Raw genomic sequence first — 25,387 nt, 5'->3', positions numbered from 1 at the left:
TGCAGGTGCTATCAGGTAATGATGTGTTGCTGGTTTACAAGCTCGTCGTAGGTGGTCTGAACGTTGTCCAGCGTAACGAGCGTAGATTTAGTGTAGGCGGCTCCCGTGCCGTCACGGTCGATGGAGATCACAGTATTGTTACCGCTTTGTGAAACAGAGACATAGTTCCCCAGCGTCGACGCGCTACCGTTCCAGCCCACCAGCAGATCGCTAATGTCGATCTTGTCTCCCTGCGACAGGGAGAAGTTCGTCCAGTGGTCACCCGTGCTGTTACCTGCGGTGGCGTTACCCGCCGTAGTGTTCAACACCTGATAAATCAGCGTGTCGCCGTAGGCCGTGCCGCTAATCACATCGTTATGTTCCGAACTGACAAATTTCGGTGCCATATTGATGGTCAGCGAGGCGGTATCCCGGGTGCCGTTAGCGTCGGTCAGGGTGTAGTTAAAGACCTCCTTGCTGGTGATGGTAGAGAACGATATCCCCGGGTTGAGTGTGTAGGTGTAACTGCCGTCTGCGGCAATCGCCAGCGTGCCGTAGTGGCCCGTGATGTTTACCTGCGTGCTGCCGGTGTAAGGATCCAGCGTGGTGGTTACGCCGTCGTAGCCGGTAATGCTGAGACGGGTATCGACCGAGTGCAGCTGGTCCATCGCGCCCGCGGAGCCGGTGCCGTCGAAGATATTGCCGTCAACGGTGTGGGTGCCCGTGGCGTCAAACTGCGACAGGGAGTAGCTGGTCCCGGTGACGCTTGGGGTAACGGTGATATTTCCCACCCCCAGCGGTCCCATTCTGCCGGTATAGTTCAGCGTATAGGTTCCCGCTTCCAGATCGAGGCCCGTCAGGTTGATCGTCGCCCTGCCGCCCAGCAGCAGCCCGCCGTTAAATGAGCCGGATCTGAGGGTGGTGGTGCCGTTGGTCAGCGTCCAGTCGACCGTTAACCCGGTAAGGGTCAGCAGCGAGGCGACGTTAAACGACAGAACCACGTTATGCAGTGCAGTATTAGGATCCACCACGAAGGTCCCGCTCCCGCTGCCCTGGGTTGAGGCAAGCAGCGCGGCGTTCCAGCTCGCCGACCCGACGGTGGTATCCGAGTATGCGGCGGTGCGGTGCACCGAGTTCACGTCCATCGCCGTGCTGACATCGTTCACCGCGTCCATTGGCTGCGCGGTCGGGGTGATGTTCAGCGATGCCGTGTCTTTCGAGCCGTTCGGCGCGGTGATGGTGTAGACGAAGGTATCTGGGGTGCTGATGCTGTCAGCGCCGACTCCGCTATCCAGGGTGTAAGTGTACTCCCCGGCCGCGTTGATCCGCAGCGTACCGTACTCGCCGGTGATCTCCGTCAGGCCGCTGCTGTTCACCGCCACGCCGTTAACGTCGGAGACCACGGTACCTGCTGGCGCAATATCATCCGCCAGCACATCCCCGGTCGTGCTCTCGCTCACGCTTGCCACGCTGTAGACATGATCCTGCAAGACGTTCAGCGTGTAGGCCGTCAGCGCGGTGATCCCCGCCGCCGTATTGAGCAGGAACAGGTACTCGCCAGCGGGCAGGTTCAACGTCAGCTGCGGGGAGGTGCCGCCCAGCAGCGGCGCGCGCAGCCAGCCGGGTTCAACGCGCATCTGCTCGAAGGTCTGCGTCGCATTGTTGAACTTATAGATGTAGAGGTCGAACACCGAGGCCAGCGCGACGCCGCCCACGGACGCCTGAACGGTCATGGTGCGGGTGGTGCCTTCTTCCACGTTATAAATGATCGGGTTGGCCAGATCGTCCAGCAGGTTCAGCCCCAGGGTATTGCCAAGGTTGATCCCCACCAGGGTAAAGCCGCCCTGCGACGAGGTGCCGTTGTTGATCGCCTCCACGGTGGTGTCGAAGGTCAGCGAGGCGGTATCGTCCACGGCCACGATCCCGCTGCTGGTAGTGCCTTCGCCCAGCGACAGAACCAGATTTGCCGAGGCGCTGGTGCCGTTATGGGTGATGGTGTAGGTAAAGTTCTCCGTGCGGCCAATGACGGCGGCGCTGGTGTTGGTCAGGTTATAGGTATAGCTGCCGTCCAGGTTGATGGTCAGCGTGCCGTATTGCCCCTGAATCACCGTGCCGTCAGCCGTAACGCTGGTGGTGGTGCCCTGGGCGTTGGTGACCGTAGTGACGGTGGTGCCCGCCGGGGCGTTGTCGCTGCCTGCGGTTGGATCCACGTCAGTGATGACGTTCCCGACAACGCTGGTCTCGCCGGACACGGTGCCTGCGCTGGTCTCTTTCACCGCCACATCGAGGCTGGTGTAAGAGCCGGTTGCCAGCAGGTTAGTGTTGTAGCTCAGGACGCGATACTGACCATTCGCCAGCCCGTTCAGGTTCAGCGACACCCCCGTCGCGCCGAGGGTCAACAGGTCAGCGAACTGCGGCTGTCCGGTATCGACCACGGTAGTCCAGGTGTTGTTGGCGGCGTCGAAGCGCTGTACTACCAGCTCAAGGGTATTGAGCAGGGAAAGAACGGCACCCGTGGCGTTGGCGTTCACGGCAATATCCGCACTGCCGCCGTTGCCGACGGTGAAACCTACCTGCGCGGTGTCGTTGCCGAGCAGCGTCAGCACGTTACCTAAGGCGCCTACCAGCAGGAAACCATAGTCGCTGTACTGCGAATTGGTCACCGTGGCGGTGGTCGTGAGCGCCAGTTCTTCAGCGTTGGTGCTGGCAGAGAGCGGCACCACCGGCGCAAGGGCTGAGCCGGGCAGCGAAACGTTGCCTGCCGCATCGGTGGCGGTGATTTGCAGCGTCTGACCTTCCGTCTGTTTATTGAGGAAGGTGTAGCTCCAGGAACCGTTGCTGTCCGCCGTGGCGGTGACCGTTGAATTATCCGCCAGGCGGATGGTGACGGTGCTGCCCGCTTCAGCGCTACCGGTCAATACGCTGCCGTCTGCGTTGAAGGTCCCGGTTGGAGCCGTTGGCGCAGTGAGATCGACAATGACGGTGGTCGACGTGGAAATCGGGCTGGTGCCCGAGCCGTTGCTCGCCGTGGCGGTGAAGGCATGCGGGCCTTCACTCAGCACCGGCGTGGTGAAGCTCCAGTTGCCGCTGGCATTCGCGGTGACCGTGCCCATCAGCACCCCGTTGTTATAGAGGGTGATGGTCGTGTTCGGCTGTGCCGTGCCGCTCAGGGTTGGCGTGGTGTCATCGGTGGTATTCCCGTTGGTCAGGTTGCCCGTCACCGTGCCAACGTTATCGTCAATATTAGCGATAACAGGCGCGTTCGGGATTGTGGTGATCGGGGCAATCACGGAGGTGGTGATACCCGCGTTACCGGCCTTATCGGTAGCAAAGACGATCAGGGATTCACCGGCGGTCTGTGCAGGGGTGATGGTGGCGCTGAAGCTTCCGCTACCGTCCGCGACGGCCGTTCCAAGCACGGTTCCGGTGCTGCTGGTGATGGTGACGGTGCTTCCCGCTTCTGCTGTACCGGTGACCTGCGTCCCGTTGGTGATCACCGCCAGCCCGGTTGGGGCTGGTGGCGGCGTCAGGTCAACGTTAATCGTGATAATCGGTGAAGCCACGCTGGTATTGCCCGCGGCATCGGTGGCGGTTGCGGTGAAGTTATGCGCGCCTTCCGTCAGCGTGGTGCTGGTTTGCGGCAGCGTCCAGTTGCCGTTGGCATCGGCAGTGACGGTCCCCACCAGCGTCGTGCCGTCGTAAATACGTACGGTGGTATTGGCTTCTGCCGTACCGTTTAAGGTCGGACGGGTATCGTTGGTTGGGTTGGTGCCAGTAACAGGTCCGGTGACGGTCCCCACATCATCCTCAATCGAGGTGATTGCCGGTGCGACAGGGGCGGTGGCATCCACATTAATGGTGTAACCGCCGGTCTGCGCGCTGGCGTTGCCCACCGCGTCGGTAGCGGAGAAAGTCAGATTATGCGGCCCGTCAGCCAGCGGGGTGGAAGGCGTAAAGCTCCACGCGCCGCCGGTGGCGACTGCGGTGCCAATCTGTACCCCATTATCAAAGATGGTGACCGTTGCGCCGGCTTCTGCCGTACCGGTGAGCGTTGGCCGCGCGTCGTTGGTTAACCCGCCGTTGGCGACAGGCGCAGCGGCGTTACCGACATCGTCGGTGATGCTGGTCAGCACCGGCAGCGCTGGCGGTGTGGTGTCAATGGTCAGGCTGAAGTCGGCGGACGACGTGCTGGTGTTACCCGCCTGATCCGTTGCTTCTGCGGTAAAGGTGTGTGACCCACTGTCCAGCGGCACGGTGATATCGACGGTCCAGTTGCCATCGGCATCGGCAGTACCGGTGCCCACCAGCGTGGTGTCCTCATAAATATTCACGGTGGCCAGCGGCTCGCTGGTCCCCACCAGACGCGGGAGAGGATCGTTGGTGGTCTGGCCGGAACCTATTGCCCCGGTGATGGTGCCAACGTCGTCAATCGCCTGGGTGATAACCGGCGCGACAGGCGCAGCCGTATCTACCACCAGCGTAAAGCCTGGTGAGGCAGGGCTGACGTTGCCCGCGGCATCGGTTACCGTGGCGGTCCAGGTGTGGCTGCCGTTTGCCAGCGTACCGGTGGTAAAGCTCCATACGCCGTTTGCGTCCGCCACGGCGGTACCCACTTCACGGCCACTTTCATAAATGGTGATGGTCGCGTTGGCCGCCGCGGTGCCGTTCAGCGTTGGCGTGGTGTCGTCTGTGCTTTGTCCCGAGGCGACCGGGCCCAGCACGGTACCTGCATCGTCAGTGGCCGGGGTAAAGACCGGTGCTTCGGGCACCGAGGTATCCACCGTCAGGTTGAACGGTGGTGAGGTGACCCCGGTATTGCCTGCGGCATCGGTGGCGTTGAAGGTAATAACGTGCGGCCCTTCGCCCAGTTCAGTGGTCGGCGTGAAGGTCCAGTTACCCTGGGCGTTGACGACCGCCGTGCCAATTTCCACATCATCGACAATAACGTGTACCGTTGCGCCCACTTCCCCCGTACCGTTGAAGGTTGGACGGGTGTCGTTCGTGGAGCCGTCGCTGGCGAGGGTTCCCGTTCCCGGGCTGACATCGTCTATTACCGTGGTAACCACCGGGGCCGCAGGCCCGGCGGTATCCACCGTAAAGGCGAACACTGGCGAGTTGGCGGAGACGTTTCCGACATCATCGCTGGCATTAACGCGCAGGTTATACGTCCCGTCAGTCAGTACCGGATCCGGCGTAAAGGTCCAGTTGCCGCTGCCGTCGACCGTGGTGGTGCCAATCTCCACGCCGTTATTCAGCACGTGAATGATGGTACCCGCCTGGCCGGAGCCGCTGAGGGTTGGCGTGGTGTCATTGGTCACCTGCCCGGCGGTAAGCGGGCCGGTTGTGCCTCCCGGGGCATTGTCGCTGACCGTAACGATCGTCGGCACCTGTGGCGCAGTCAGATCGATTTCGACGCTCCAGGCGTTGGATGGCTGGCTGACGTTGCCCTGCGGATCCGTCGCTCTGACGGTAAAGTCATGCGTCCCTTCGCCGAGGGCGGTTTCAGGGGTAAATGTCCAGGCACCGGTGCCGTCTGCTGCCACCGTACCAATTTGCGTAGCGCCATCAAAAATGGCGACGACGCTGTTCGGCTCGGCGCTACCGGTCAGGGTTGGCGTAGTGTCGTTGGTTGGATCGCCGCTTGGGACAGGCGTTGCCGCATTCCCTGCGTTATCCGTCACGCTGGTAATTACCGGCGTGGTGGAAACGGTGTCGACAACGATGGTGATCCCGGCCGACGGGGCGCTCTCATTGCCTGCCGGGTCGGTGGCGGTCACGGTCAGGGTGTGGCTGCCGTCGTCCAGCGCAGTCGGCGTGTAGCTCCAGGTGCCGGTCGGACCGACAACAACGGTGCCCAGCGGGTCGCCGTCATCGTACACCGTAATGGTGTCCCCGGCCGTGCCTGTTCCGGTCAGGGTAGGACGGTTGTCGTTGGTGCTCTGCCCGTCAGCGATTGGGCCGGTGACCGGGCCTACGTCATCGGTCACCGCACCGATGGCTGGTGCGGTCGGATCGGTGAGGTCGACGGTGACGGTCGCGATCGGCGACTGCCCGCTGGTCGCGCCGGTGCCGGTATTCGTGGCGGTGACGGCGAAGGTGTGTGGGCCTTCCGCGAGCGGCAGCAGCGGCGTGTAGCTCCAGTTGCCGTCTGTATCCGCAACAATTTCGGTCAGCGGAACCAGCGCCCCATCCAGATAAATGGTGATGACGCTACCCGGATCGGCGGTGCCGGTAAGGGTAGGCGTGGTGTCATTGGTGGTTTTATCTTTCACATCGCCAGTGACGGGATCGGCATCATCGTTGATTGCCGTAATCACCGGCACCCCTGGCAGAATAAGCGGGGAGTCCGGTACGTCAAAGGTGGTTGTCGGGCTTGCATTACCTGCGGCGTCCGTGGCGAACAGCGTCAGCGTCGCGGGATCCAGTTGGGCCGGGGAGAGGGCGATGGAGAAGATGCCTCCCGTCGCGACCCCGGTCCCGATGATATTGCCGCCGGCGTCACGCACCGTCACCGTGGTTCCGTCATCTGCCGTACCGGTCAGCGGCGTGCCCTCTGCGGCAATGGTGATATTGGTTGGCGTTGCAGGAAGCAGCGTATCCACCGTCACGCTGAGATCGCCGGAGCTGGCGGAGGTATTCCCCGCCGCGTCACTTGCGGCAACCGAGAAGGTGTGCGGCCCTTCCGCAAGCGCGGGGTCGGCTGTCCAGGACCATGTCCCGTTCGGCTGAACCACCACGACCACCGGAGACGGCGTGCCATCAACAGAAACGGTTACGCTCGAACCCGGCTCGCCAATCCCGGTGAGGGTTGGGGTACCGTCGCGGGTGTAAAGCACGCTGTTAGTCAGTTGGCTGTCAGAGACGGCGTCAATTTGCGGCACGGTCGGTGCCTGCGTATCGACCGTCACGCTAAAGACCGGGCTGAGCGGGCTCAGGTTACCCGCGTCGTCCACCGCGGCGACGGTGATATTCAGCGGACCATCGGTTTGTGTCGGCAGGGTGTATGACCACTCGCCATTGGCGATTTCAACGCGATCCACTTCCACGCCGTTGTTGTAGATAATCACCGTTTCGCCGGTCGTGCCGCCTCCGCCAATGACAGGTGTGTTATCGTTGGTTGAGCCTCCATTCTGAGCGCCGCCAATGGAACCGATGAGCGGGGTATCCGGGGCGAGGGTGTCGACCGTTATCGTGATACCGGTTGATGGCAGAGATTCATTGCCGGCTTCATCGGTGGCGGTCGCCGTGTATTGGTGCGTCCCTTCGCCAATGTTGCTCTCAGGACGCCAGCTCCAGTTACCGCTACCGTCCACCGTGACGCTGCCCACGGCCTGCGGCTCGCCTGTACCCACCTGGTCATAGATGGTAATGACGTCATTCGGCGTACCGGTGCCGCTCAGTACCGGGCGCGGATCGTTGGTGGTTCCGCCGTTGTCCACTGGCCCGGTGATCTGGCTTACGCTGTCTGTCACCGTCGGGATCCCCGGCTGGCCCGGCGCGTCGGTATCAATGGTAATGGTCACTGGCGTGGACGGTGCGCTTTCGTTCCCGGCGCTGTCCTGATTGGTCACCGTCAGGGAGAGATCGTAGGTGCCGTCAGGGAGCGGATCTTCCGGTGTCCAGCTCCAGTTACCGTCGCCATCGATCTCGGCTTCACCTATTTTGGTTGCGCCATCGTAAATGTTTACGGTATCTCCCGGCGTGCCCGAGCCGCTCAGGGTTGGTGTGGTATCGCGGGTGGTCTCCCCAGGATTCAGAGCCGTCCCCGGTGTGGCGCCGTCCGGGTTCACGGTGATCTCAGGAATATCCGGCGTTGCAGGCGCGGTCGTGTCGATCGCCAGCTCAAACGGTGGCGAGATGGTGGTATTACCCGCCTCATCCGTCGCGTGGACCGTCAGCGAATGCGGGCCGTCCGTCAGCGGCGTGGTTGGCGTAAAGCTCCAGCCGCCGCTACCGTCAAGCACGGCCGTGCCGAGCAGGGTGGTCCCGTCATAGATAGTGATGGTGGTGCCTTCCGGTGCGGTTCCCTGCAGCTGCGGCAGCGTGTCATCGGTAGTATCCCCGCTGTTAAGCGGAACCTGCACAGTGCCGATGTTATCGGAGACGGTGTCAAGGGTGGCCGCCGGTGGCGGAGTGGTATCGACGGTAAAGGTAAAGCCGGGTGATGATGCGCTGGTGTTGCCGGCCGCATCGCTCGCGACGACGGTGAACGTATGCTGCCCGTTCCCTAATGCGGTAGTGGGCGTGAAGGTCCATGCGCCGCCGTTGTTCACAATGGCAGTACCAATATCCTGTCCGTCCAGGCGGATCGTCACGGTGGAGCCCGGCTCGCCGGTACCGTTCAGCGTCGGGAGCGTGTCGTTGGTGATTTGGTTGTTGTCGAGCGGCCCCGTGCGGCCCGGTACGTCATCAATGACCTGCGTAATGGCTGGAGCACCCGGCGCGGCGGTATCCACCGTGATGCTCCAGGTGTTCGATGTCCCGCTGAGGTTATTGTTGGCGTCAACCGCCGTCGCCGTCAGCACGTGCCCGCCGTCGGGAAGATCCGTTTCCAGCGTGATGGACCACTGGCCGTCAGGCCCAACCACCGCGGTTCCGATTTCAGTGGTGCCGCTGTAGAGGGTGATCGTCGTGCCGGGCTCGCCCGTTCCGTTGATGGTCGGGGTTTTGTCGTTGGTGAGACCGTTCTGGCTGACAGGACCGGTGACGTCGAGCGCATTATCCTCCACGCCTGTGATGACCGGGGTTTGTGCCGCGGTGATGTCCGGCGCGTCAAACGGCGCGGTCGGGCCGGTGTTTCCGGCGGTATCGGTGGCATCTGCGGTCAGGGCTTCGCCGTTGGCTTTCGGCGGGATCAGATCAACGCTGAAATTACCCTGATCGTCGGCGACCGCTTCCCCGACCTTAACGCCATTTTCACGAATGGTGACGGTGCTGCCCGGCTCGGCTGTACCGGTTACCGTGGTGCCGTCGGCAGAGATCACCACGTTTTCCGGTGCCAGCGGTGGCGTGCTGTCTGGCGCGTCGGCAAAGCCGGACGGACTGGTGTTGCCGCTGCCGTCGGTGGCCGTCACTGCAAGGGCTTCGCCGTTGGTCTGGGCTGGCGAAATCGGGATGGTAAAGGTGCCGTCCGGACCGGCGGTGGCCTGGCCGATGATCGTACCGTCCGGCGCTTTAATAATAATCGTGCTGTTTGGCTCGGCGGTTCCGCTGACGCTTGCCCCGTCTTCCGCCACCACCAGGTTACCCGGTGCGGCAGGCGCGGTGATGTCCGCTGCGTTAACCAGCGCCGGGGAACTCTGGTTGCCTGCGGCATCGGAGGCGACCACGGAGATGATCTCGCCGTTCACTTGTGCAGGGTTCAGGTTGGCGATGTAGTTGCCGTTGCTGTCGGCAGTGGCGGTCCCGATTTGCACCCCGGCGTTGTTGGTGATGACAATTTTACTGCCCGGCTCGGCAGTACCGGTGCTTTGCGTGCCTGTCGAATTGAGCGTCGCCTCCGGCATGTCTGGCGGCGTAAGATCGACGGTAAAGTTGATCGGCTGAGACAGGCCGCTCTGGTTGCCTGCCGCATCGGTCGCGGTGGTGGTAATGGCGTGGTTTCCTTCAGACAGGTTGGTCGACGGGGTAAAGCTCCATTTCCCGGTAGCATCGGCCGTGGCGGTGCCGATCGGCTTGCCGTTGTCATAGAAGGTAATAACGGTGCCAGCTTCACTGATGCCGCTGAACGTCGGGCGTGCATCGTCCGTGCGTTGTCCGTTGCTCAGCGGGCCCGCTTCGGTGCCCACGTTATCATTGACGGTGACAATCTCGGGGGCAGCCGGCGCGGTTGAATCCGGTGCCGTGACCTGAACGCCCGGGCTGGTATTGCCGGACGGATCGGTGGCGGTGGCGGTGATCTGCTCCCCGTTGGTGAGCGGCGTGCCGAGATCGATAGTAAATTTCCCGTCGCTGCCAGCCTTGCCCGTTCCGATGGTGTTGCCATCGGCATCTTTCAGTGTCACGGTGCTGCCCGGCTCAGCCGTACCGGAGACGGTTTTGCCGTCGGGCGAAACCTCCAGATTGGCAGGTGCATCCGGCGCGGTGAGATCCGGTGCTGTGACCTGACCACCCTGGCTGGTATTGCCGGACGGGTCGGTGGCCGTGGCGGTGATCTGCTCCCCGTTGGTGAGCGGCGTACCGAGATCGATAGTAAATTTGCCGTCGCTGCCGACCTTGCCCGTTCCAATGGTGTTGCCATCGGCATCTTTAAGGGTAATCGTGCTGCCCGGTTCAGCCGTACCTGTTACGGTTTTGCCGTCAGGTGAGACCTGAAGATTAGTGGGAGCATTCGGAGGCGTAGTATCAGGTTCGGAAGGATTTCCCGGATTACCGGGATTCGGGTTGTTGTTATCGTCATCTCCGCCACCTCCACCGCCGGTTCCCGCCGCAATAGCAATCCCACCTGCGGCGGCCAGGCCACCCAACACCCAGGGCCACGCAGCGGCGCCGCCGGCATCACTCCCTGACGCCGCCAGTAATGCATCGGTGGAGGCGATGGATTCATAGGTCGCGGCACCGGTTGGATCTTCAATCCACCACAGCGCTCCGTCACTCTCTTCAAGCACCAGCTGGCTTACGCCCTGCGCATCAGTGACGTAGAAATTCTTGAGAGTAATCACTTCGCCCGAATTGAGGGTAATCACCAGATCGTTTCCGCTGCGGGAGTAATCTGCGATGTTGGCTCGATCCACGTTAAGCTTAACGATTGAGGAGTGATCGAGTGTTATCTGTGTCCCTTCCGTGGTCGTTTCCACGCCAGTTAATTTAGATATAACAGATATTTGGCTCATACAGTTATTACTCCAGCAGAGTGATTGGTTACGGCGTGTCAAACAAAGCCATCGTTTCTGAAGGGATGAACGCGCTCCCGGCGAAAATACTGTTTAATAAACAGGATTTACCGTTACTTTCTTTAGCGCGACCGATGCCCGCCAGGATTAAAAGTGGCAACCTCAGGGCAAAGCTAATTATTTACATAGGAAATAGTTGTTTATTTATATGTTTGCGATTTATAAGCCTTATTATTTGTGCAGGTATTAAATTATTTCGTTATAAAAATGATATAGCTATAAATGTCTGAATACGCAAATTAAGTGTTCGTAAACCCAACGCGGCTATTGCAGGGGAGATTAATTGATAGCGTGAATATATTTCGTTAGCTATGAGGGCGCGTGGATAAAGGGTTTCGGCGTAAAAGGTGCAACCCTTAAAACGGTGCTGGTGGGGCGATATTAATAATTATAATATGCGATAAATATCTAATTTTGGTTAGGTTTAATTGCTGCTTAATTGTAGTTTAAGTTAGGGTAAAATATCTGGTGTATGATATATTTAAAACTCTCTCATTTATAAAATATATTTTTACGGGCGGGTTAATTTCTGCTACTCAAAAAAATTACGTATTTTCTTCTCATGTTTAATAAATAAAAGGCCGCAAGCGTGGCCTTTCAGAGGCTATCGGTATTAGCCTAAAGAAATTATGCCGATTTCCACGAGGGCAGCTAATGTCAAAAGAATAAAGAGGATAACAACTATTGGTCTGTACATTTTTAAGGTTCCATCCTTGTGTGAAGTCCTGCCCATCGTGTCCGTTGTCATTTTCCATGGTAATGACGTGCTGTCGTTGATGCTCATCAAAGGGATGCAGTAGATTGAGGAAAATCTGCATTCAGGGTTGGAACCATTTAACGCTGTGTGGGTTGCGTGGCGGGGAGCTGTCGCCACTGGCGGATGTGCTCGATCAGGGCTCTGAGCTTGGGGGCCATATTGTGGCGCTGGGGAAAATAGAGATAAAAACCAGGAAAAGATGGAAGAAACGCATCCAGTAAGGAAACCAGCTGTCCTGATTCAATGTACGGTGTGAAGGTGTCCTCCGTGGCAAAGGTTATACCACCGCCGGCCAGCGCGAGGCTGAGCATAAGACGCAGATCGTTAGTGGTGATTTGTGGTTCAATTGCCACATCGAAAGGGACGCCTGCTTCCTCAAACTCCCAGCGATAGGGGGCAACGTCCGGGGAAGGGCGCCAGCCGATACACCGATGAGCGACCAGCTCACGGGGGTGCGTCGGTGCGCTGTGTGTCGCCAGATAGGAAGGTGAAGCCACCACCCGTTCACGCTGCTGGCCCGTAAGGGGAATAGCGATCATGTCTTTTTCGATAACTTCGCCCAGCCTCACCCCGGCATCATAGCCCGCTGCCACGATATCGAATTCCTCATCTGACACGAAAACATCAAGCGATACCGCAGGATGCGCGGCCGTAAACGAGGCGAGCAGTGGGCCCGAAAGAAACGCTTCCGCAATTGAGGTGACAGCGATCCTGAGCTGTCCGCGCGGTATGCTGTCCGAGGTGACGTCGTCAAAGGCCGCCTCAATGTTGGCGATGGGCCCCAGCAACGATTTATGCAACCGTTCACCCGCTTCGGTGAGCCTTACCGAGCGCGTGGTGCGCATCACCAGCAGGGTCTGAAACCCATCTTCGAGACGTCTTATTCCCTGGCTGACAGCGGAACGGGTTATGCCCAGGCGCCCGGCGGCAGCGCTGAAGCTGCGTTCTTCGGCGACCGCCAGAAAAAGCGGTAACAAATTAAGATCGATTTTCATTGTTTAACATTGCTAACCAGTGAGTCCAGTAAAGGCAGGATACAAGAAACAATGGTCTGTATCTATGATTGCAGTGAACTCAACTGAAGGAGTAAAACATGAACAAAGTCATCTTAATTACCGGCGCCTCCAGCGGTATCGGAGAAGGTATCGCCAGAGAGCTCGGCAAGGCAGGCGCAAAAGTGTTCCTGGGTGCACGCAGGCTGGATCGCATCCACGCTCTGGCTGATGAAATCCGCAGCGCAGGAGGGGAGGCAGAGGCTCAGGTATTAGACGTTACCAGCCGCCAGTCGATGGCCGCCTTCGTTCAGGCAGCACGGGATAAGTGGGGCCGCATTGACGTACTTATTAACAACGCGGGCATTATGCCTCTCTCTCCGCTTTCGGCTGGCAAGCAGGATGAATGGGAGCGCACCATTGACGTAAATATCAAGGGCGTACTGTGGGGTATTGGTGCTGTTTTGCCGATTATGGAAGCCCAGGGCTCGGGGCAGATCGTCAATATAGGCTCGATTGGTGCCTTGTCCGTCGTGCCCACGGCCGCCGTCTATTGCGCGACCAAATTTGCGGTACGGGCCATTTCCGATGGTTTACGTCAGGAAAGTTCGAACATCCGTGTGACCTGCGTCAACCCTGGGGTAGTTGAAAGTGAACTGGCCTCGACCATTACGCACGAAGAAACCATGGCGGTGATGGATGCGTTCCGGGCTATTGCTCTCAAACCGGCTGATATCGCTCGCGCCGTGCGCCACATCATCGAGGCGCCTGAGAGTGTCGATACCACCGAAATCACCATCAGACCTACGGCCTCTGCAAACTAACGTTGCGGGTCAGGCACCAGCCTGACCCGCTTCACCCTCTTACCACGGCTGTTCGGTCGGCATAATAAACAGCTCTGCCACGTCCACATGTTCCGGTGCCTGCAATACGTAAAGAATCGAGTCGGCGATATCAGCGGCTTTCAGGAACGTCATCTTCTCTTTCAGCTGTTCCATCTGTGCACGATAATTTTCGTCACTGATATGCTCGAATAATTCACTTTCAACGGCACCCGGCTGAAGCGAGGTGACGCGAATGTTGAACTGAGGGGCCAGCTCCATACGCAAAATATCCGAGAAGGCGGCAACCGCGTGCTTCGTCGCGCAGTATACGCCCAGTCCGGGAAAGGTTTTACGCCCGGCGATCGACGAGGTATTGATAATATGACCAGAGCGCTGTGACTGCATAATCGGCAGTACGGCCGCGACCGTGTTAAACAGGCCCTTTACGTTTACATCTACCATTCGATGCCACTCGTCAACCCGGAGGCTGGCGATATCCGAAATCGGCATCAGCCCGGCGTTATTAAAGGCGATATCAATATGGCCATAGCGTTTGTGCAGTGCCTCCACCCCTTTATTAACTGAGGCCGGGTCAGTGACATCCATGGCCAGCGCCATGGCTTCCCCGCCAGCAGCCTCAATTTCAGACACCAGCGCCTGAAGACGATCCAGACGGCGGGCGGCGAGACCCACCCTGACGCCCTGTTCCGCTAACTTTTTGGCCGTGGAGGCACCAATTCCGCTTGAAGCACCGGTGATGAGCGCGACTTTACCGTTGAGTTCCATAGTTGATCCTCTTGAGAGTTGATTTCAACGCTTCAGAAAGAATGTCTGAAGTACGGGTCAATAATGGATCTTTCTGGCAATCGCTTCGCGCGGGCTTTTGCTCAAACTGTCGGGCTTTTGCTGCGAACGGCATCGCTGCGATAGTGGGAGGGCGTCACGCCGTTATGCCTGAGGAATACGGCAGCAAAGTGGCTGGGGCTGGTGTATCCGACGTTCAGTGCAATATTGATAATGGAATCATTGCTTTCCGATAGCATGCGACGCGCCTCCTCCATGCGTAGCCGGATAAAGTAGTGAGAAGGGGAAAGTCCGGTTGACTGTTTAAAGGCGCGGCTAAAATGGTATTCGCTAAGATCGGTCAGTTCAGCCAGGCGTGCCAGGTCAAACGGCTGGGCTAACCCTTCACGCATTGCCGTGAAGACCCGGTGCAGCTTAAATGCCTGCAAGCCCCCGCGGTGTCGTTTCGCAGGTGTGCCATAGGTGCGAATCAGATGTACTGCCAGCGCCTGCGCAATGCCCTGGATAAACGGGCCGCTGGGTGGATTTTGCAGATACAGCTCCTGACGTATCTGCTCCAGCAGGGCGGATAGCGTGTCGTCGCGCGCGCCGGAGACTTCCCGCAGTTCATACTCCTGCATCATAGCCACTCCCATATAAACATGCATAACGACGAAAGGCGTATCTGGCCCGGCGTGCCAGCGCATTTCAGTAGGAGAAGCCGCCGTTGTGAGAAAGAAATCGCCTGCGGTAACGCGGTTTGCTAACCACGGCTCACCGGGGGAACGCTCCTCAACGACGGCATTACCTGAGAGGATCCAGACGATAAAAGGCTCCGGCACTGCCGGAATAATGACGTTTTCCTGCACGTGTCTGCGCGCCAGAATTTGCACGAATACATCCCGGGAAGATTGCGCCCGATGTTCCCTGATCAGCTTGCCGGGAAGGTATTCTTCAAAGGTCTCTGCGGAAGTACGCTGCGTCATATTTATCGTTGCCTTTAGCTATGCCAGTTGCACCAGGTTCACCGCCGGAAGAGGCCCTCCGGGGAATTGTTGTAGCGTACCGCCAACCTCCAGGCTGCCTAAATCAATACTTGCGAAGCCCAGTTGCCCGGCTAAGGCTGTTATTTCCGCCTTTGCGTCAGGATGTTCTCCGGAGATAAAGACGACACGACGGCCACCCGCCTGCGCCGGATCCTGAGCCAGCACCCCTGCAAGGAGAGTATTGAAGGCTTTAACGACGCGTGCACCCGGAGCCCACTGTGTCACCACCTGGCTTGAGTTTTTTCCGCCCAGTTCAGCCAGCGTGAAGCCTGGCAGTATGACCGGGTTGGTCGCGTCGATCAGGATACGCCCCTCCCAGTTGATGCCGCGTAACGCGGCCTCGGTTTTGTCCCAGTTTGTGCTGACAAAAACGATGTCGGCCTGGGCGGCCTGTTCTACGGTGCCAGCGCGAGCCCCGTGGCCCAGTTTCTCAACCACCGCAGTCAGGCTTTCCGGCCCGCGGCTGTTACTCAGAATAGCGTTCATGCCCGCTTTAACCAGTTGTTCTGCAAAGGCTTGTCCGATAGCGCCAGCGCCGATGATACCTACAGTAGTCGTTTTCATATTGTATTTCCTTCATTGAAGAGTAGTGAACATGCACTGAGAGTAGTAATCTTTGACCTATCTGAATAGCCTATATAATTAGATGGGATCCATCTGCTGGAGCGATACATGCTGGACGGTATGTCTGTTGATCAACTCCGCACCTTTATTGCTGCCGTTGATGAAGGGAGTTTTTCCGCCGCCGGTCGCAGGCTGCGGCGCGCGCAGTCGGTTGTCAGCGCGACGCTGGCAAACCTTGAGGCACAGGTCGGGTTTCCATTATTCGATCGTACCGGGCGTTATCCGACGCTGACGGAGGGGGGCGTCGCCATGCTGGAAGCGGCGCGTCTTGCCACTGCCGGGATGGACGCCTTTAAGGCTAAGGCGCGCACCTTAGCCGAAGGTCTTGAGCCTGAACTGGCGGTGTCCGTCGACGTGATGTTTCCCGTAGCGCAGCTCACCGCTGCGGTGCAGGCGTTTCAGCAGGCATTTCCTGACACCCCGCTGCGTTTGTATGTGGAAGCGTTGGGGGCGGTGTTCCAGCCTTTACTGGACGGTCATTGCCGGGTGGCGATAACCGGATCGCTGCCGCATCTTCCGGCGGGATGCATCTCAGAATTCCTTCTCAGCGTGCCTGCGGTGGCCGTTGTCTCCCCTGAGCATCCGCTGGCGACCGCGTCCGGTCCGATCCTTCGTTCACTTTTACAGGAACACGTCCAGCTGGTGCTGACCGATCGCTCCTCTCTCACCGTGGGCCGAAGCTTTGGCGTCATGTCGTCAAAGACATGGCATTTAGCGGATATGGGCGCGAAGCACGCCTTCCTGCGTGCCGGACTGGGGTGGGGTTATATGCCGCTGCCAATGGTCGAGGAAGATCTCGCAGCGGGAAAACTGGTTACGCTGAACGTGCCGATGCAGCCCGACGTCGGGCCCGGTTTTTCCATGCAGGCGGTGCACCTGGAGGAACATCCGCCCGGCCCGGCCGGACGCTGGTTCGTTAACAGGCTGAAAATGCAGGCTGGCATGCCTCTCAACGAACGCAGCGGATCCGGCAAGTGAGCTCAACGGATAATTCAGGTTTTGTTGCTGTTGCATGTCTCCAGTATCGCACCGGCCCGACGGGCCGTGGCAGGCAGGATGTCGGCATCGGCTACGTAGCCATCGGGATCGAGACAGCGATTGTGTTCTCTCGCCTGTTGCAGGATCGCTTCATCCCAGTAGAGGCGCTTACGCTGATCGCCGCGGGTCGTCAGAATAAACTCCGTTTTGCCGTCAACCGCGCGGTAGCGACGCCAGCTGTTTGCCGGAACAGAGATCACCGAACGTTCCGGAGCGATAACGCTCACTTCTTCGCCCGCCTCGTTCCAGGTGACCTCCAGCTGGCCTTTAAAGACCATAATGACCTGAATATCCGGGCAGAGATGGCGGCCCACAACGTGATCCTCGGCGAGACGCAGCCATTCGACGGAAAAACCGTGCGGGCTCACGATAGCGGGAGCGGAATCCCGATCCTGTGAAATGCCGAAACCGATAACCGGCGCAATTTCGCCGCCGTGTCCTGGCAGCACCGAATCCAGCAGTCCCTGGGCTGACCAGCAGCGGTCATCGCCGGTTACCGCACGCTGGCGCATCTCCTCAACGCTGTAGTCACGCAGCCCGGCAATATATTCCTCTGACAGCGGCGTCAGCAGCGCGGCGGGGTCAGGCCGCGGGTCGCCGGTTTCCTGTGTGATGAGCATGTTGTCTTTACTCAAATACATTCCGTATTCGCTGGCTGCCGCCAGCACGGAAGGATGCCAGATGATGCCGCCCGTGTTGTCCCCGCCGAGCACCGTAAACACCATACCGCTGGTCTCTTCTTTACTGACGTTGGTGAAACCGCGGAAGATCCAGGTCGGTATTGAAAGGATAGTGGGTGCGCTAAATTCAGCTTCATGCTCGCCGTTGGCACCCCAGCGAAAACGCCATGTTCCTTCATGGATCAGGAACACCTCGGCGGTGAAATGCAGATGCAGATTATTCGTTACCCCTTTCGGCATAGCCGCCGCGCCAATGTTAAAGCCGTGCGGCTCGGGAATATTGACGACCTGCTCGCTGGACTGGGTTACACCCGGGCCGATGAAGGAATAGTTTTGTTTGAGATGCGAGCCGGGTAGCTTGCAATCAATAAAAGCAAGATTACAGGAAACCATGTCCTCGGGGGCGATTAACCGTGTTCGTGCCTGACTCTGGGTAAGATGGATGGTTTTCATTATTTCTCCTTTTAATAACCGGATGCACCGGTGGTAGGGATAGCGTTGCCGCGGGCGAGGGCAATGGCTTCACGCGAGGCGCGACCCAGTTGCATGACGTCGTTTGCAGGGGTAACAAACTGAAAACCCTGATCAATGCGCGCTGCGGCGGCCGCGCCGGAAGTGCAGAAAATTCCGGCAATCTTCTGCTGCTGGCGGCAGCAGTGAATCACCCGCTCAATAGCAGCAAGCATTTCGGGATGTTGGGATTCGGCGCTGGCGCTGCCGGTCAGCGTCAGTGAGAGATCGTTGGGGCCAATAAACACACCGTCCAGCCCTTCGGTATCAAGGATGGCGTCAAGATCAGCCAGCCCTTCGCGGGTTTCGATCATCGCCAGCGTCAGGATCTCGTTGTTAGCGTGCTGTGGATAATCACTGCCGCCGTAGAGTAGACCTCTGGCCGGACCAAAGGAGCGAACACCCAGCGGTGGATAGCGACAGGCAGCGACAAAACGGCGAGCCTGTTCCGCGCTGGAGATCATCGGGCAGATTACGCCGTAGGCTCCTGCGTCTAATACGCGCATGATTTGCGCCGGATCGTTATCTGCCACCCGCACCAGCGGCACGGCAGGCGTGGCCGATAGCGCCTGTAGCATTGACAGCGCGCTGGCAAAATCAATCATGCCGTGCTGCAAATCGACGGTGACGGCGTCGTAACCCTGATGGCCCATAATTTCCGCGCTATAACCGGACGGGATCGCCAGCCAGCCGTTTATGATGGGAGTATTTTCCAGAAATGCGGTCTTTAAACTGTTTTTGCGCACTGTATGCACTCCGTTATCCACTGACGCAGCAGCGGCGCGATCTCATCCGGGGTTTCCAGCGGAATAAAATGCCCGCCAGCCTCCACCGTATGCCTGGTCACGTTCGCGTTGCCTGCTGCCAGTAGCTGATGATGATGGGGCGTACAGATAACGTCCTGCGCGCCGTTTAGAAGTAATGTGGGGCAGGAGAGGGCGTTAAACGCAGTCCGGTTGTCCTGCCGGTGAATGGCCATTTCCGTTTGCCCGGCAAAGGTCTCAATGCCGCACTCTTGCGCCATTCGGCAAATAGTCTCTTGCAGGATCCGATCGGACAGACGTGACGGGGCGACATAGCTCTGCCACAGCGAGGAGACCAGCCAGTCGGCCAGGCCCCGCGCCTGTGCGGTGCGTACCGCTTCCCGGCGTGAAGCGAGGGTGTCTGGCGCAACGGGCAACGGATTAACGGAAATCAGCGTCAGCCCGTTCACTCTTTCTGGCGCGTCGGCGGCCATTTGCAGCGCGACTATGGCACCGAGAGAAAACCCTGCCAGCAGAAAGCGCGGCGGCAGAACCTCTAATAACCGCCGTGACGCCTGCGGCGCGGACTCCGCACCCGTCAGCGTAATACACGACACCGCTGCGACATTCAGCCGTTCAATAACGGGCTGCCAGAGCCGGGCGTTACAAAGCGTGCCACCAAGCAGCACCAGTGGCAGATCGGTATTGTCCAGAAGCGGATATTCCATTGCATCCCTCACGTAGCCGTCCAGCCGCCGTCAACCATCAGGGCACTGCCGGTGATCAGCCCGGCGGCATCTGAGGCGAGAAACACTACCGGGCCCATAATGTCCTCCAGCCTGCCTAACCGGCGCAGCTTGATGTTGTCCAGCACGTAGTGGCGGAACGCCGGATCGGCGAGCGCCGGGCGCGTCAGGTCGGTTTCAATGAAGGTTGGGCACAGCGTATTAACGCGGATCCCCGCATCGCCCAGCTCCAGCGCCATCGTTCGGGTTAGCCCTTCAAGCGCGAATTTGGAGGCACAGTACACGCTACGCTCGGGGCCACCAACGTGTCCCATTTGCGATGAGATGTGAATAATCGACCCTCCCTTACCGCCCGCCCGCATTCTGCGCGCCACGCGCTGGCTGACAAAAAAGGTGGCGCGCAGGTTAAGCGCCATCACCGCATCGAAATTGTCCTCGTTCACCTCAAGAAACGGCTGGTGGCGTGCCAGCCCGGCACTGTTCACCAGAATGTCGGGCGTGGGCAATGTCGCCAGCACACGCTCCACCTCCTGAGCGTCGGTAATATCCAGCTCCAGCGGGTGAAATGCGAGCCTGTGTTCCGCTGCCAGACTTGCGGCATGCGCCAGCGCCTCGCGGCCCCGGGCGGCGATCCATACCTCTGCGCCCGCCTGTGCGAGGGCGACGGCGGCAGCGAAGCCAATCCCTCTTGACCCGCCGGTTACCAGCGCGCGTTTGCCGTGCAGGGTGAAAGAGGGCGTTTGCAAAAGCGTCATGGCTTACACCTTTTCCCTGACCGGGGCCGGTGTGGCGTAGGGAACCTCCGTCTGGCCATAACGGCGCACGCGAATATTGGCCTGCTCGGCATGTCCGGCGAAACCCTCCAGCAACGACAGACGCGAACAATAGCTGCCGATTTCGGCGGTGGCTTCGTCGCTGAGGACTTTCTGGAAGGTGCAGGTTTTCATGAACTTGCCCACCCACAGGCCGCCGGTATAGCGTGCGGCTTTTTGCGTCGGCAGGGTGTGGTTGGTTCCGATCACCTTATCGCCATAGGCCACGTTAGTACGCGGCCCAAGGAACAGCGCGCCGTAATTGGTCAGGTTAGCCAGGAACCAGTCGTCCCGGTCGGTCATCACCTGAACATGTTCGGAAGCGATACGATCTGCCTCCAGCAGCATCTCTTCGTAGCTGTCGCAGACGATGATTTCCCCGTAGTCCTGCCAGGACTGGCGGGCAATGTCGGCGGTAGGGAGCTTTTTCAGCAGCCGTTCCACTTCGCTGAGCGTCTCTTTGGCAAGCTGGAGCGAGTTCGTCAGCAGGATGGCAGGGGTGGTGACGCCGTGTTCGGCCTGGCCCAGCAGATCCGTGGCGCACATTTCCGCGTCAACGGTGTTATCGGCAATCACCAGCGTTTCCGTCGGACCGGCAAACAGATCGATACCTACCCGGCCGAACAGCTGGCGTTTGGCCTCCGCGACGAAGGCGTTACCGGGGCCGACCAGCATGTCGACCGGTGCCAGCGAGTCCGTGCCCAGCGCCATGGCGCCTATCGCCTGAATGCCGCCAAGGGCATAGATTTCCGTTGCGCCAGCCATTTTTTGCGCCGCGACAATCGCCGGGGCGGGCTGACCGTTAAACGGCGGGGCACAGCTGATAATTCTTGAGCACCCCGCCACGCTGGCGGTGATAATCGACATGTGCGCGGAGGCGAGCAGGGGATATTTTCCGCCAGGCACGTAACATCCCACGGCGTTAATCGGAATATTTTTATGCCCGAGAATAACGCCGGGACGCGTTTCAATTTCCAGATCCCGCAGGCATTCTTTCTGCGCGCGGGCAAAATTCGCCACCTGCTGTTGGGCGAATTCAATATCCTGAATATCCTGGCGGCTTAACTGTTTTATGCAGCGGTCGATCTCCGCGGGGGCCAGACGATAATCCTGACGGTCATAACGATCGAATTTAATGGATAATTCGCGAATGGCTTTATTTCCACGCTTTTCAATATCCGCAAGTATTTGCTCAACCGTTTCTCTTATTTGCTGGTTGGCTTGCTGGCGCTCTTCGGTAGATTTACCGGTTTTTAATTTCCAGGACACACGCTTCTCCTTACCTTTTTTAGATGTCAGTTGTCCTCCCGGCAGACCGGGAAAGGGTGTTTACTTCAGAGTGGGTTATTGATCCGGCGCGGCGGCGTACGCACCGTTTTTTAATAATTGGGCTGAGGTTTGCGTTTTACGGGCATATACCCATCGAGCGGACAGCGGCGTGGCAATAGCGGCCACAACGGAAAGGGCGGCAATCAATATATAACCGGACGACAGGTTAATATGTTGCATCATTACGCCCATCATTACCGGCCCGACAAACATGCCGCAGGAATAAATGGTCTGGAATAGTCCCATTCGCGTGGATTGTTCATCAGACGAGGTATTCACTACGCTGAGCGACATGAATGCGGCAAAGGCCATACCGAACGAAAAACCTGCCAGCGCCTGCCACAGGTAAATGACGTACATATTGCTGGTAAAGGGAATGCCGAAGGTGGAGATCACCTGTAAAACGATGCCGAGCACGGCGGTTTTTACCAGCCCAAGGCGCTGATAAAACACCGAGCTGCACAGGGCGATGGCCAGCCCGTAAAACAGAAGGTGGATGTTTCCGAGCACCGCGAGGATCCCCGCCCGGGCGCCGAGCTGTTCGGCGTAGACCGGCGTCAGCGTGTCCCGGGTGGCGAAGGGCACCAGAATGACGACGGTCGCCAGGATGCCAATCAGCCAGACGGAACGGTCGGCCAGCTGCTGGCGCGCGCCGGTGATGCAGGCTTTAAGCGTGGGGGCCTGCACCGGGTCGTGCACGTCCTGAATGCGGGTCGTCAGGATCAACGCCACCAGGGCGGAGATGCAGGAGACAAAAAAGGCGATGTTATTGGCAAAATAGTGAATCAGCACCGCGCCAATACAGTTGCCGAGAAACACGCCGATGGGCCCTGCCAGCGCCAGCAGCGCGACGGCGGCAGGGGCTTCGTTGCGACCGAAGTAACGCATGAACAGGATGTTGTACAGCACCCATGTCGCCGCCGTGACGCCGTCTGCCGCTTTCGCCAGATACAGCGTAATGGCATTGGGTTCAAGCCAGGCAATTGGCCAGGCGATAATTGGCAGCAGCAGGCCAATCTGGATGAAGATCCTGCGGCTTTTAACCACGTCGGAAATAATGCCTAACGGGAAGCGTATCAGAAGGGTTGCCAGCCCGGATGCGCCCATGATGATGCCCATGATCTGTGGCTCAATGCCCTGGTTGATCATCATGGGGGCCAGGAATGCATCAATGCTATGGATGCAGATAAAGAACAGGATGCTGATGATGAAAAAGAGCCGGGCTTCCCGACGGCGTAACAGTGCTTGAAACATGGTTTTGAACCTCTTAAGAATTAATGGGTTATAACCAGTCAGGGACGACGTTTACCGGTTCAATCCTTTGGGCGACTCCTGTTCTCTCCGGTACCTTTGACGGTATGAAAACTCTTTGCATACGTATTCAAGATTTGAAGTTACGAAAAGGTTTCATGTTTGTAAAGTGATCTCGATCTTGTTGTGAGAATTTTAATTTTTTGTGTTGCATACGCATGCAAAGGTGGTGTAAGTATAAAAAACACCCACTTGCTGAGGCGTTTGAAGCACGCGCAAATGGGCAGGACGTTGATAAGGAATCAGGGGTAATGAAACGTAAGACTTTTGCAGCAGTCACATCCCAACAGGTCGCTCAACTGGCGGGGGTATCACAATCTGCGGTGTCGCGAACGTTCACGCCGGGGGCCAGCATTTCACCGGCAACGCGTGAAAAAGTGCTGAAGGCGGCGCGCGAGTTGGGCTATCGCCCGAATGCGATAGCCCGTTCGCTCAACACGGCGCGTTCGCGCATTATCGGTGTCGTCATTTCTTACTTTGATAACCCCTTTTACTCGCAGGTGCTGGAGGCGCTGGCACAAAAGCTGGATACGCTGAACTATCACCTGCTGCTGTTCGTTGGCGACCGGGACGGTAACGTTGACCGTATTTTTGACCAGATTATGCAGTACCGGGTGGATGGCATTGTGCTGGCCTCGGTGACGCTGTCGCTGGAGTTGTCCGAGGAGTGTCTTGCCGCCGGGATCCCGGTAGTGCTGTTTAACCGCAGCGAAGAGAGTGGCATGGCCTCCAGCGTCAACAGTAATAACGAAGCGGCCGCGCGGCAGATTGCCGAGTTTCTGCTGGCGGGGGAGCACAAGCGTTTTGCCTACGTGGGCGGCGTGGCTGATTCCCCGGTCAATATCGCCCGCCAGCACGGGTTCATCTCCACGCTGGAAGAACATGGCATCACCGATGTGCGGGTGGTGCACGGGAATTACGACGCTCAGCAAACCACCCGGGCGGCTTATACCCTGTTTTCGGCGTCGCCAGCGCCGGATGCGGTCTTTGTCGCCAACGATCATATGGCCGTCACGGTAATGGATGTGGCGCGCTATGAGTTTGGTTTGCGCATTCCGGAGGAGGTCTCCATTGTCGGGTATGACGACATCGGCCCTTCCGGCTGGCCCTCTTATGCGTTGACCTCGGCGTCGCAGCCGGTCGGCGCGATGGTAGATGCCACGGTGGAACTGTTAATGAAGCAAATTGACAGCGGAACCATAGAGCCTGAACAGATTACGGTGCCCGGTACGCTGGTGATACGCCACTCGGCGCGTCGCCCACGCAGCGGCGTTATCGAAACCAATGGTTTAACGCTATTCCAGTCTAAGGAGCGCACATGACCAGATTGCGGGGCTTCAGCCCTCAATTCGACTCTATCCAGCAGTTCATTTTGACGCTGACGCATGTCGTCTGGGAGCAGAAAGATATCGGCCAGCTGGCGGATTTTTACGCCACGCCGGTGGTTTTCACTACCCCCGAAAAACAGCTGCATGAGCTTTCCCAGTTTATGCGCCTGACGCTTGAGGCGATGCACAGCTTCCCGCAGCGAGCGGTGCTGACGGAGGATATTCTGTGCAGCCAGAACCCGGGGGACGAGTACTATGCGGCTCAGCGTACCGTAGCCCGCATTCAGCATCAGGGGGAGGGGTTTTTTGGCCCGCCGACCGGGAAAAATGTCTGGGTCCGCACCTGGGCCGATCGCATCTGTGTTGATGGGGCCGTACGCCAGGAGTGGCTGCTTCAGGATCGTGCAGCGATTGTGGCGCAACTGGGGCTGGATATCCGCGAATTTGCCTTTAACCTGGCGACCATGCGCCAGCAGCTTGGCGTGGAGGCGGTCTCTGCCGAGACGCTGGATGCCCGCTGGGCGGGCGGGCCCGAGGGCGACGACGTAGAAGGGGCGCTGGCAGGCGTCGTTGAGCGCTACTTAACCATGTGGGCGGGCGGTAACAGTGGCGTGGTGCCCGGTCTCTATCACCCGGCGGCGACGCTTTACGCGCCGGGTCATTGCCTCTGCACCGGTGAGCAGGAAATTAGCGCACAGCTTTCTGGCTACCGCGCTTCATTTGCCGACAGCGAAACGCAGCTCCATCATCTGATTGTGCGTAAAGATCCTAACGAGCCGATTCGGCTTTCCCTGCGCTGGTCGTTATTAACCTGGCATGACGGTTACGGCAAATTTGGTGCGCCAACCCGTAAACCCATATCAATTACCGGTATCAGCCAGCTTGAATTACGTGATGGTTTAATTTTCCGTGAATATCTGGGGATCGATGAATTAGCGATCTGGTCGCAAATAGTGAATTAACAGGGGCGGCAGCCCCCTTATTCTGGCTGCC

The 25,387-nt window shown here is 58.7% G+C and carries 15 protein-coding genes; 4 read left to right on the top strand and 11 right to left on the bottom strand.

Annotation, left to right across the window (positions count from 1 at the left end):
- Positions 1-11 precede the first annotated feature (11 nt).
- Together L350_RS07625 and L350_RS07630 are read right to left on the bottom strand one after the other, a co-directional pair.
- Positions 12-10,811, bottom strand: a complete 10,800-nt coding sequence (locus tag L350_RS07625) for a BapA/Bap/LapF family large adhesin (RefSeq protein ID WP_032625894.1) — start codon at positions 10,809-10,811, stop codon at positions 12-14.
- Positions 10,812-11,705: 894 nt separating this feature from the next.
- Positions 11,706-12,623, bottom strand: coding sequence for a LysR family transcriptional regulator (locus L350_RS07630; protein ID WP_023306787.1), 918 nt, complete (start codon positions 12,621-12,623; stop codon positions 11,706-11,708).
- A gap of 98 nt (positions 12,624-12,721) precedes the next feature.
- On the opposite strand from L350_RS07630, the gene L350_RS07635 reads away from it, so the two are divergent.
- Positions 12,722-13,444, top strand: a complete 723-nt coding sequence (locus L350_RS07635; protein WP_032625891.1) for an SDR family oxidoreductase — start codon at positions 12,722-12,724, stop codon at positions 13,442-13,444.
- Between the two features lie 39 nt (positions 13,445-13,483).
- On the opposite strand, the gene L350_RS07640 is transcribed toward L350_RS07635, so the two are convergent.
- The 3 genes from L350_RS07640 to L350_RS07650 form a co-directional block, all read right to left on the bottom strand.
- Positions 13,484-14,230 (bottom strand): SDR family oxidoreductase, encoded by a 747-nt coding sequence (locus tag L350_RS07640; RefSeq protein ID WP_032625890.1) that lies wholly within the window; start codon positions 14,228-14,230, stop codon positions 13,484-13,486.
- A gap of 101 nt (positions 14,231-14,331) precedes the next feature.
- Positions 14,332-15,213, bottom strand: a complete 882-nt coding sequence (locus L350_RS07645; RefSeq protein ID WP_050595080.1) for a helix-turn-helix domain-containing protein — start codon at positions 15,211-15,213, stop codon at positions 14,332-14,334.
- An 18-nt stretch (positions 15,214-15,231) separates the two neighbouring features.
- Positions 15,232-15,837 (bottom strand): NADPH-dependent F420 reductase, encoded by a 606-nt coding sequence (locus tag L350_RS07650; RefSeq protein WP_032625884.1) that lies wholly within the window; start codon positions 15,835-15,837, stop codon positions 15,232-15,234.
- A 108-nt stretch (positions 15,838-15,945) separates the two neighbouring features.
- Here L350_RS07650 and L350_RS07655 point away from each other — a divergent pair, with 108 nt between their 5' ends.
- A complete protein-coding gene (locus tag L350_RS07655; protein ID WP_032625882.1) occupies positions 15,946-16,875 on the top strand; it encodes a LysR family transcriptional regulator in 930 nt (309 codons plus the stop codon).
- A 14-nt stretch (positions 16,876-16,889) separates the two neighbouring features.
- On the opposite strand, the gene L350_RS07660 is transcribed toward L350_RS07655, so the two are convergent.
- The 6 genes from L350_RS07660 to L350_RS07685 form a co-directional block, all read right to left on the bottom strand.
- Positions 16,890-18,068, bottom strand: a complete 1,179-nt coding sequence (locus L350_RS07660; RefSeq protein WP_032625878.1) for a cupin domain-containing protein — start codon at positions 18,066-18,068, stop codon at positions 16,890-16,892.
- Between the two features lie 11 nt (positions 18,069-18,079).
- The gene (locus L350_RS07665) at positions 18,080-18,871 is read right to left on the bottom strand and encodes an HpcH/HpaI aldolase family protein (protein WP_022649099.1); all 792 of its coding nucleotides are present in this window, start codon (positions 18,869-18,871) and stop codon (positions 18,080-18,082) included.
- A complete protein-coding gene (locus L350_RS07670) occupies positions 18,853-19,596 on the bottom strand; it encodes an alpha/beta fold hydrolase (protein WP_023298422.1) in 744 nt (247 codons plus the stop codon). Before L350_RS07670 ends, L350_RS07665 begins: the two co-directional genes overlap by 19 nt.
- Before the next feature lie 8 nt (positions 19,597-19,604).
- On the bottom strand, positions 19,605-20,369 hold the full coding sequence (locus tag L350_RS07675) for an SDR family NAD(P)-dependent oxidoreductase (protein ID WP_032625875.1): 765 nt from the start codon (positions 20,367-20,369) through the stop codon (positions 19,605-19,607).
- 3 nt (positions 20,370-20,372) lie between these two features.
- Positions 20,373-21,695: a histidinol dehydrogenase gene (gene hisD, locus L350_RS07680; protein ID WP_032625873.1), complete on the bottom strand. Its 1,323-nt coding sequence runs from the start codon at positions 21,693-21,695 to the stop codon at positions 20,373-20,375.
- A 75-nt stretch (positions 21,696-21,770) separates the two neighbouring features.
- Positions 21,771-23,009 carry an MFS transporter gene (locus L350_RS07685; protein ID WP_022649095.1) on the bottom strand — a complete coding sequence of 413 codons (1,239 nt, stop codon included), beginning with the start codon at positions 23,007-23,009 and terminating at the stop codon, positions 21,771-21,773.
- 308 nt (positions 23,010-23,317) lie between these two features.
- On the opposite strand from L350_RS07685, the gene L350_RS07690 reads away from it, so the two are divergent.
- Together L350_RS07690 and L350_RS07695 are read left to right on the top strand one after the other, a co-directional pair.
- Positions 23,318-24,388 (top strand): LacI family DNA-binding transcriptional regulator, encoded by a 1,071-nt coding sequence (locus L350_RS07690; protein WP_032625871.1) that lies wholly within the window; start codon positions 23,318-23,320, stop codon positions 24,386-24,388.
- A complete protein-coding gene (locus L350_RS07695) occupies positions 24,385-25,356 on the top strand; it encodes a nuclear transport factor 2 family protein (RefSeq protein ID WP_032625868.1) in 972 nt (323 codons plus the stop codon). Before L350_RS07690 ends, L350_RS07695 begins: the two co-directional genes overlap by 4 nt.
- Positions 25,357-25,387 lie beyond the last annotated feature (31 nt).

The organism is Enterobacter sp. MGH 4 (assembly GCF_000534735.1).
Taxonomy (GTDB): Bacteria; Pseudomonadota; Gammaproteobacteria; order Enterobacterales; family Enterobacteriaceae; genus Enterobacter; species Enterobacter intestinihominis.
Note: the sequence above shows the minus strand (reverse complement) of the source record. Positions and strands in the feature narration are given on the sequence as shown.

Coding starts and splice junctions, on each gene's coding strand:
- L350_RS07625 (WP_032625894.1), bottom strand. CDS start 10,811: ATGAGCCAAATATCTGTTATATCTAAATTAACTGGCGTGGAAACGACC.
- L350_RS07630 (WP_023306787.1), bottom strand. CDS start 12,623: ATGAAAATCGATCTTAATTTGTTACCGCTTTTTCTGGCGGTCGCCGAA.
- L350_RS07635 (WP_032625891.1), top strand. CDS start 12,722: ATGAACAAAGTCATCTTAATTACCGGCGCCTCCAGCGGTATCGGAGAA.
- L350_RS07640 (WP_032625890.1), bottom strand. CDS start 14,230: ATGGAACTCAACGGTAAAGTCGCGCTCATCACCGGTGCTTCAAGCGGA.
- L350_RS07645 (WP_050595080.1), bottom strand. CDS start 15,213: ATGACGCAGCGTACTTCCGCAGAGACCTTTGAAGAATACCTTCCCGGC.
- L350_RS07650 (WP_032625884.1), bottom strand. CDS start 15,837: ATGAAAACGACTACTGTAGGTATCATCGGCGCTGGCGCTATCGGACAA.
- L350_RS07655 (WP_032625882.1), top strand. CDS start 15,946: ATGCTGGACGGTATGTCTGTTGATCAACTCCGCACCTTTATTGCTGCC.
- L350_RS07660 (WP_032625878.1), bottom strand. CDS start 18,068: ATGAAAACCATCCATCTTACCCAGAGTCAGGCACGAACACGGTTAATC.
- L350_RS07670 (WP_023298422.1), bottom strand. CDS start 19,596: ATGGAATATCCGCTTCTGGACAATACCGATCTGCCACTGGTGCTGCTT.
- L350_RS07675 (WP_032625875.1), bottom strand. CDS start 20,369: ATGACGCTTTTGCAAACGCCCTCTTTCACCCTGCACGGCAAACGCGCG.
- L350_RS07685 (WP_022649095.1), bottom strand. CDS start 23,009: ATGTTTCAAGCACTGTTACGCCGTCGGGAAGCCCGGCTCTTTTTCATC.
- L350_RS07690 (WP_032625871.1), top strand. CDS start 23,318: ATGAAACGTAAGACTTTTGCAGCAGTCACATCCCAACAGGTCGCTCAA.
- L350_RS07695 (WP_032625868.1), top strand. CDS start 24,385: ATGACCAGATTGCGGGGCTTCAGCCCTCAATTCGACTCTATCCAGCAG.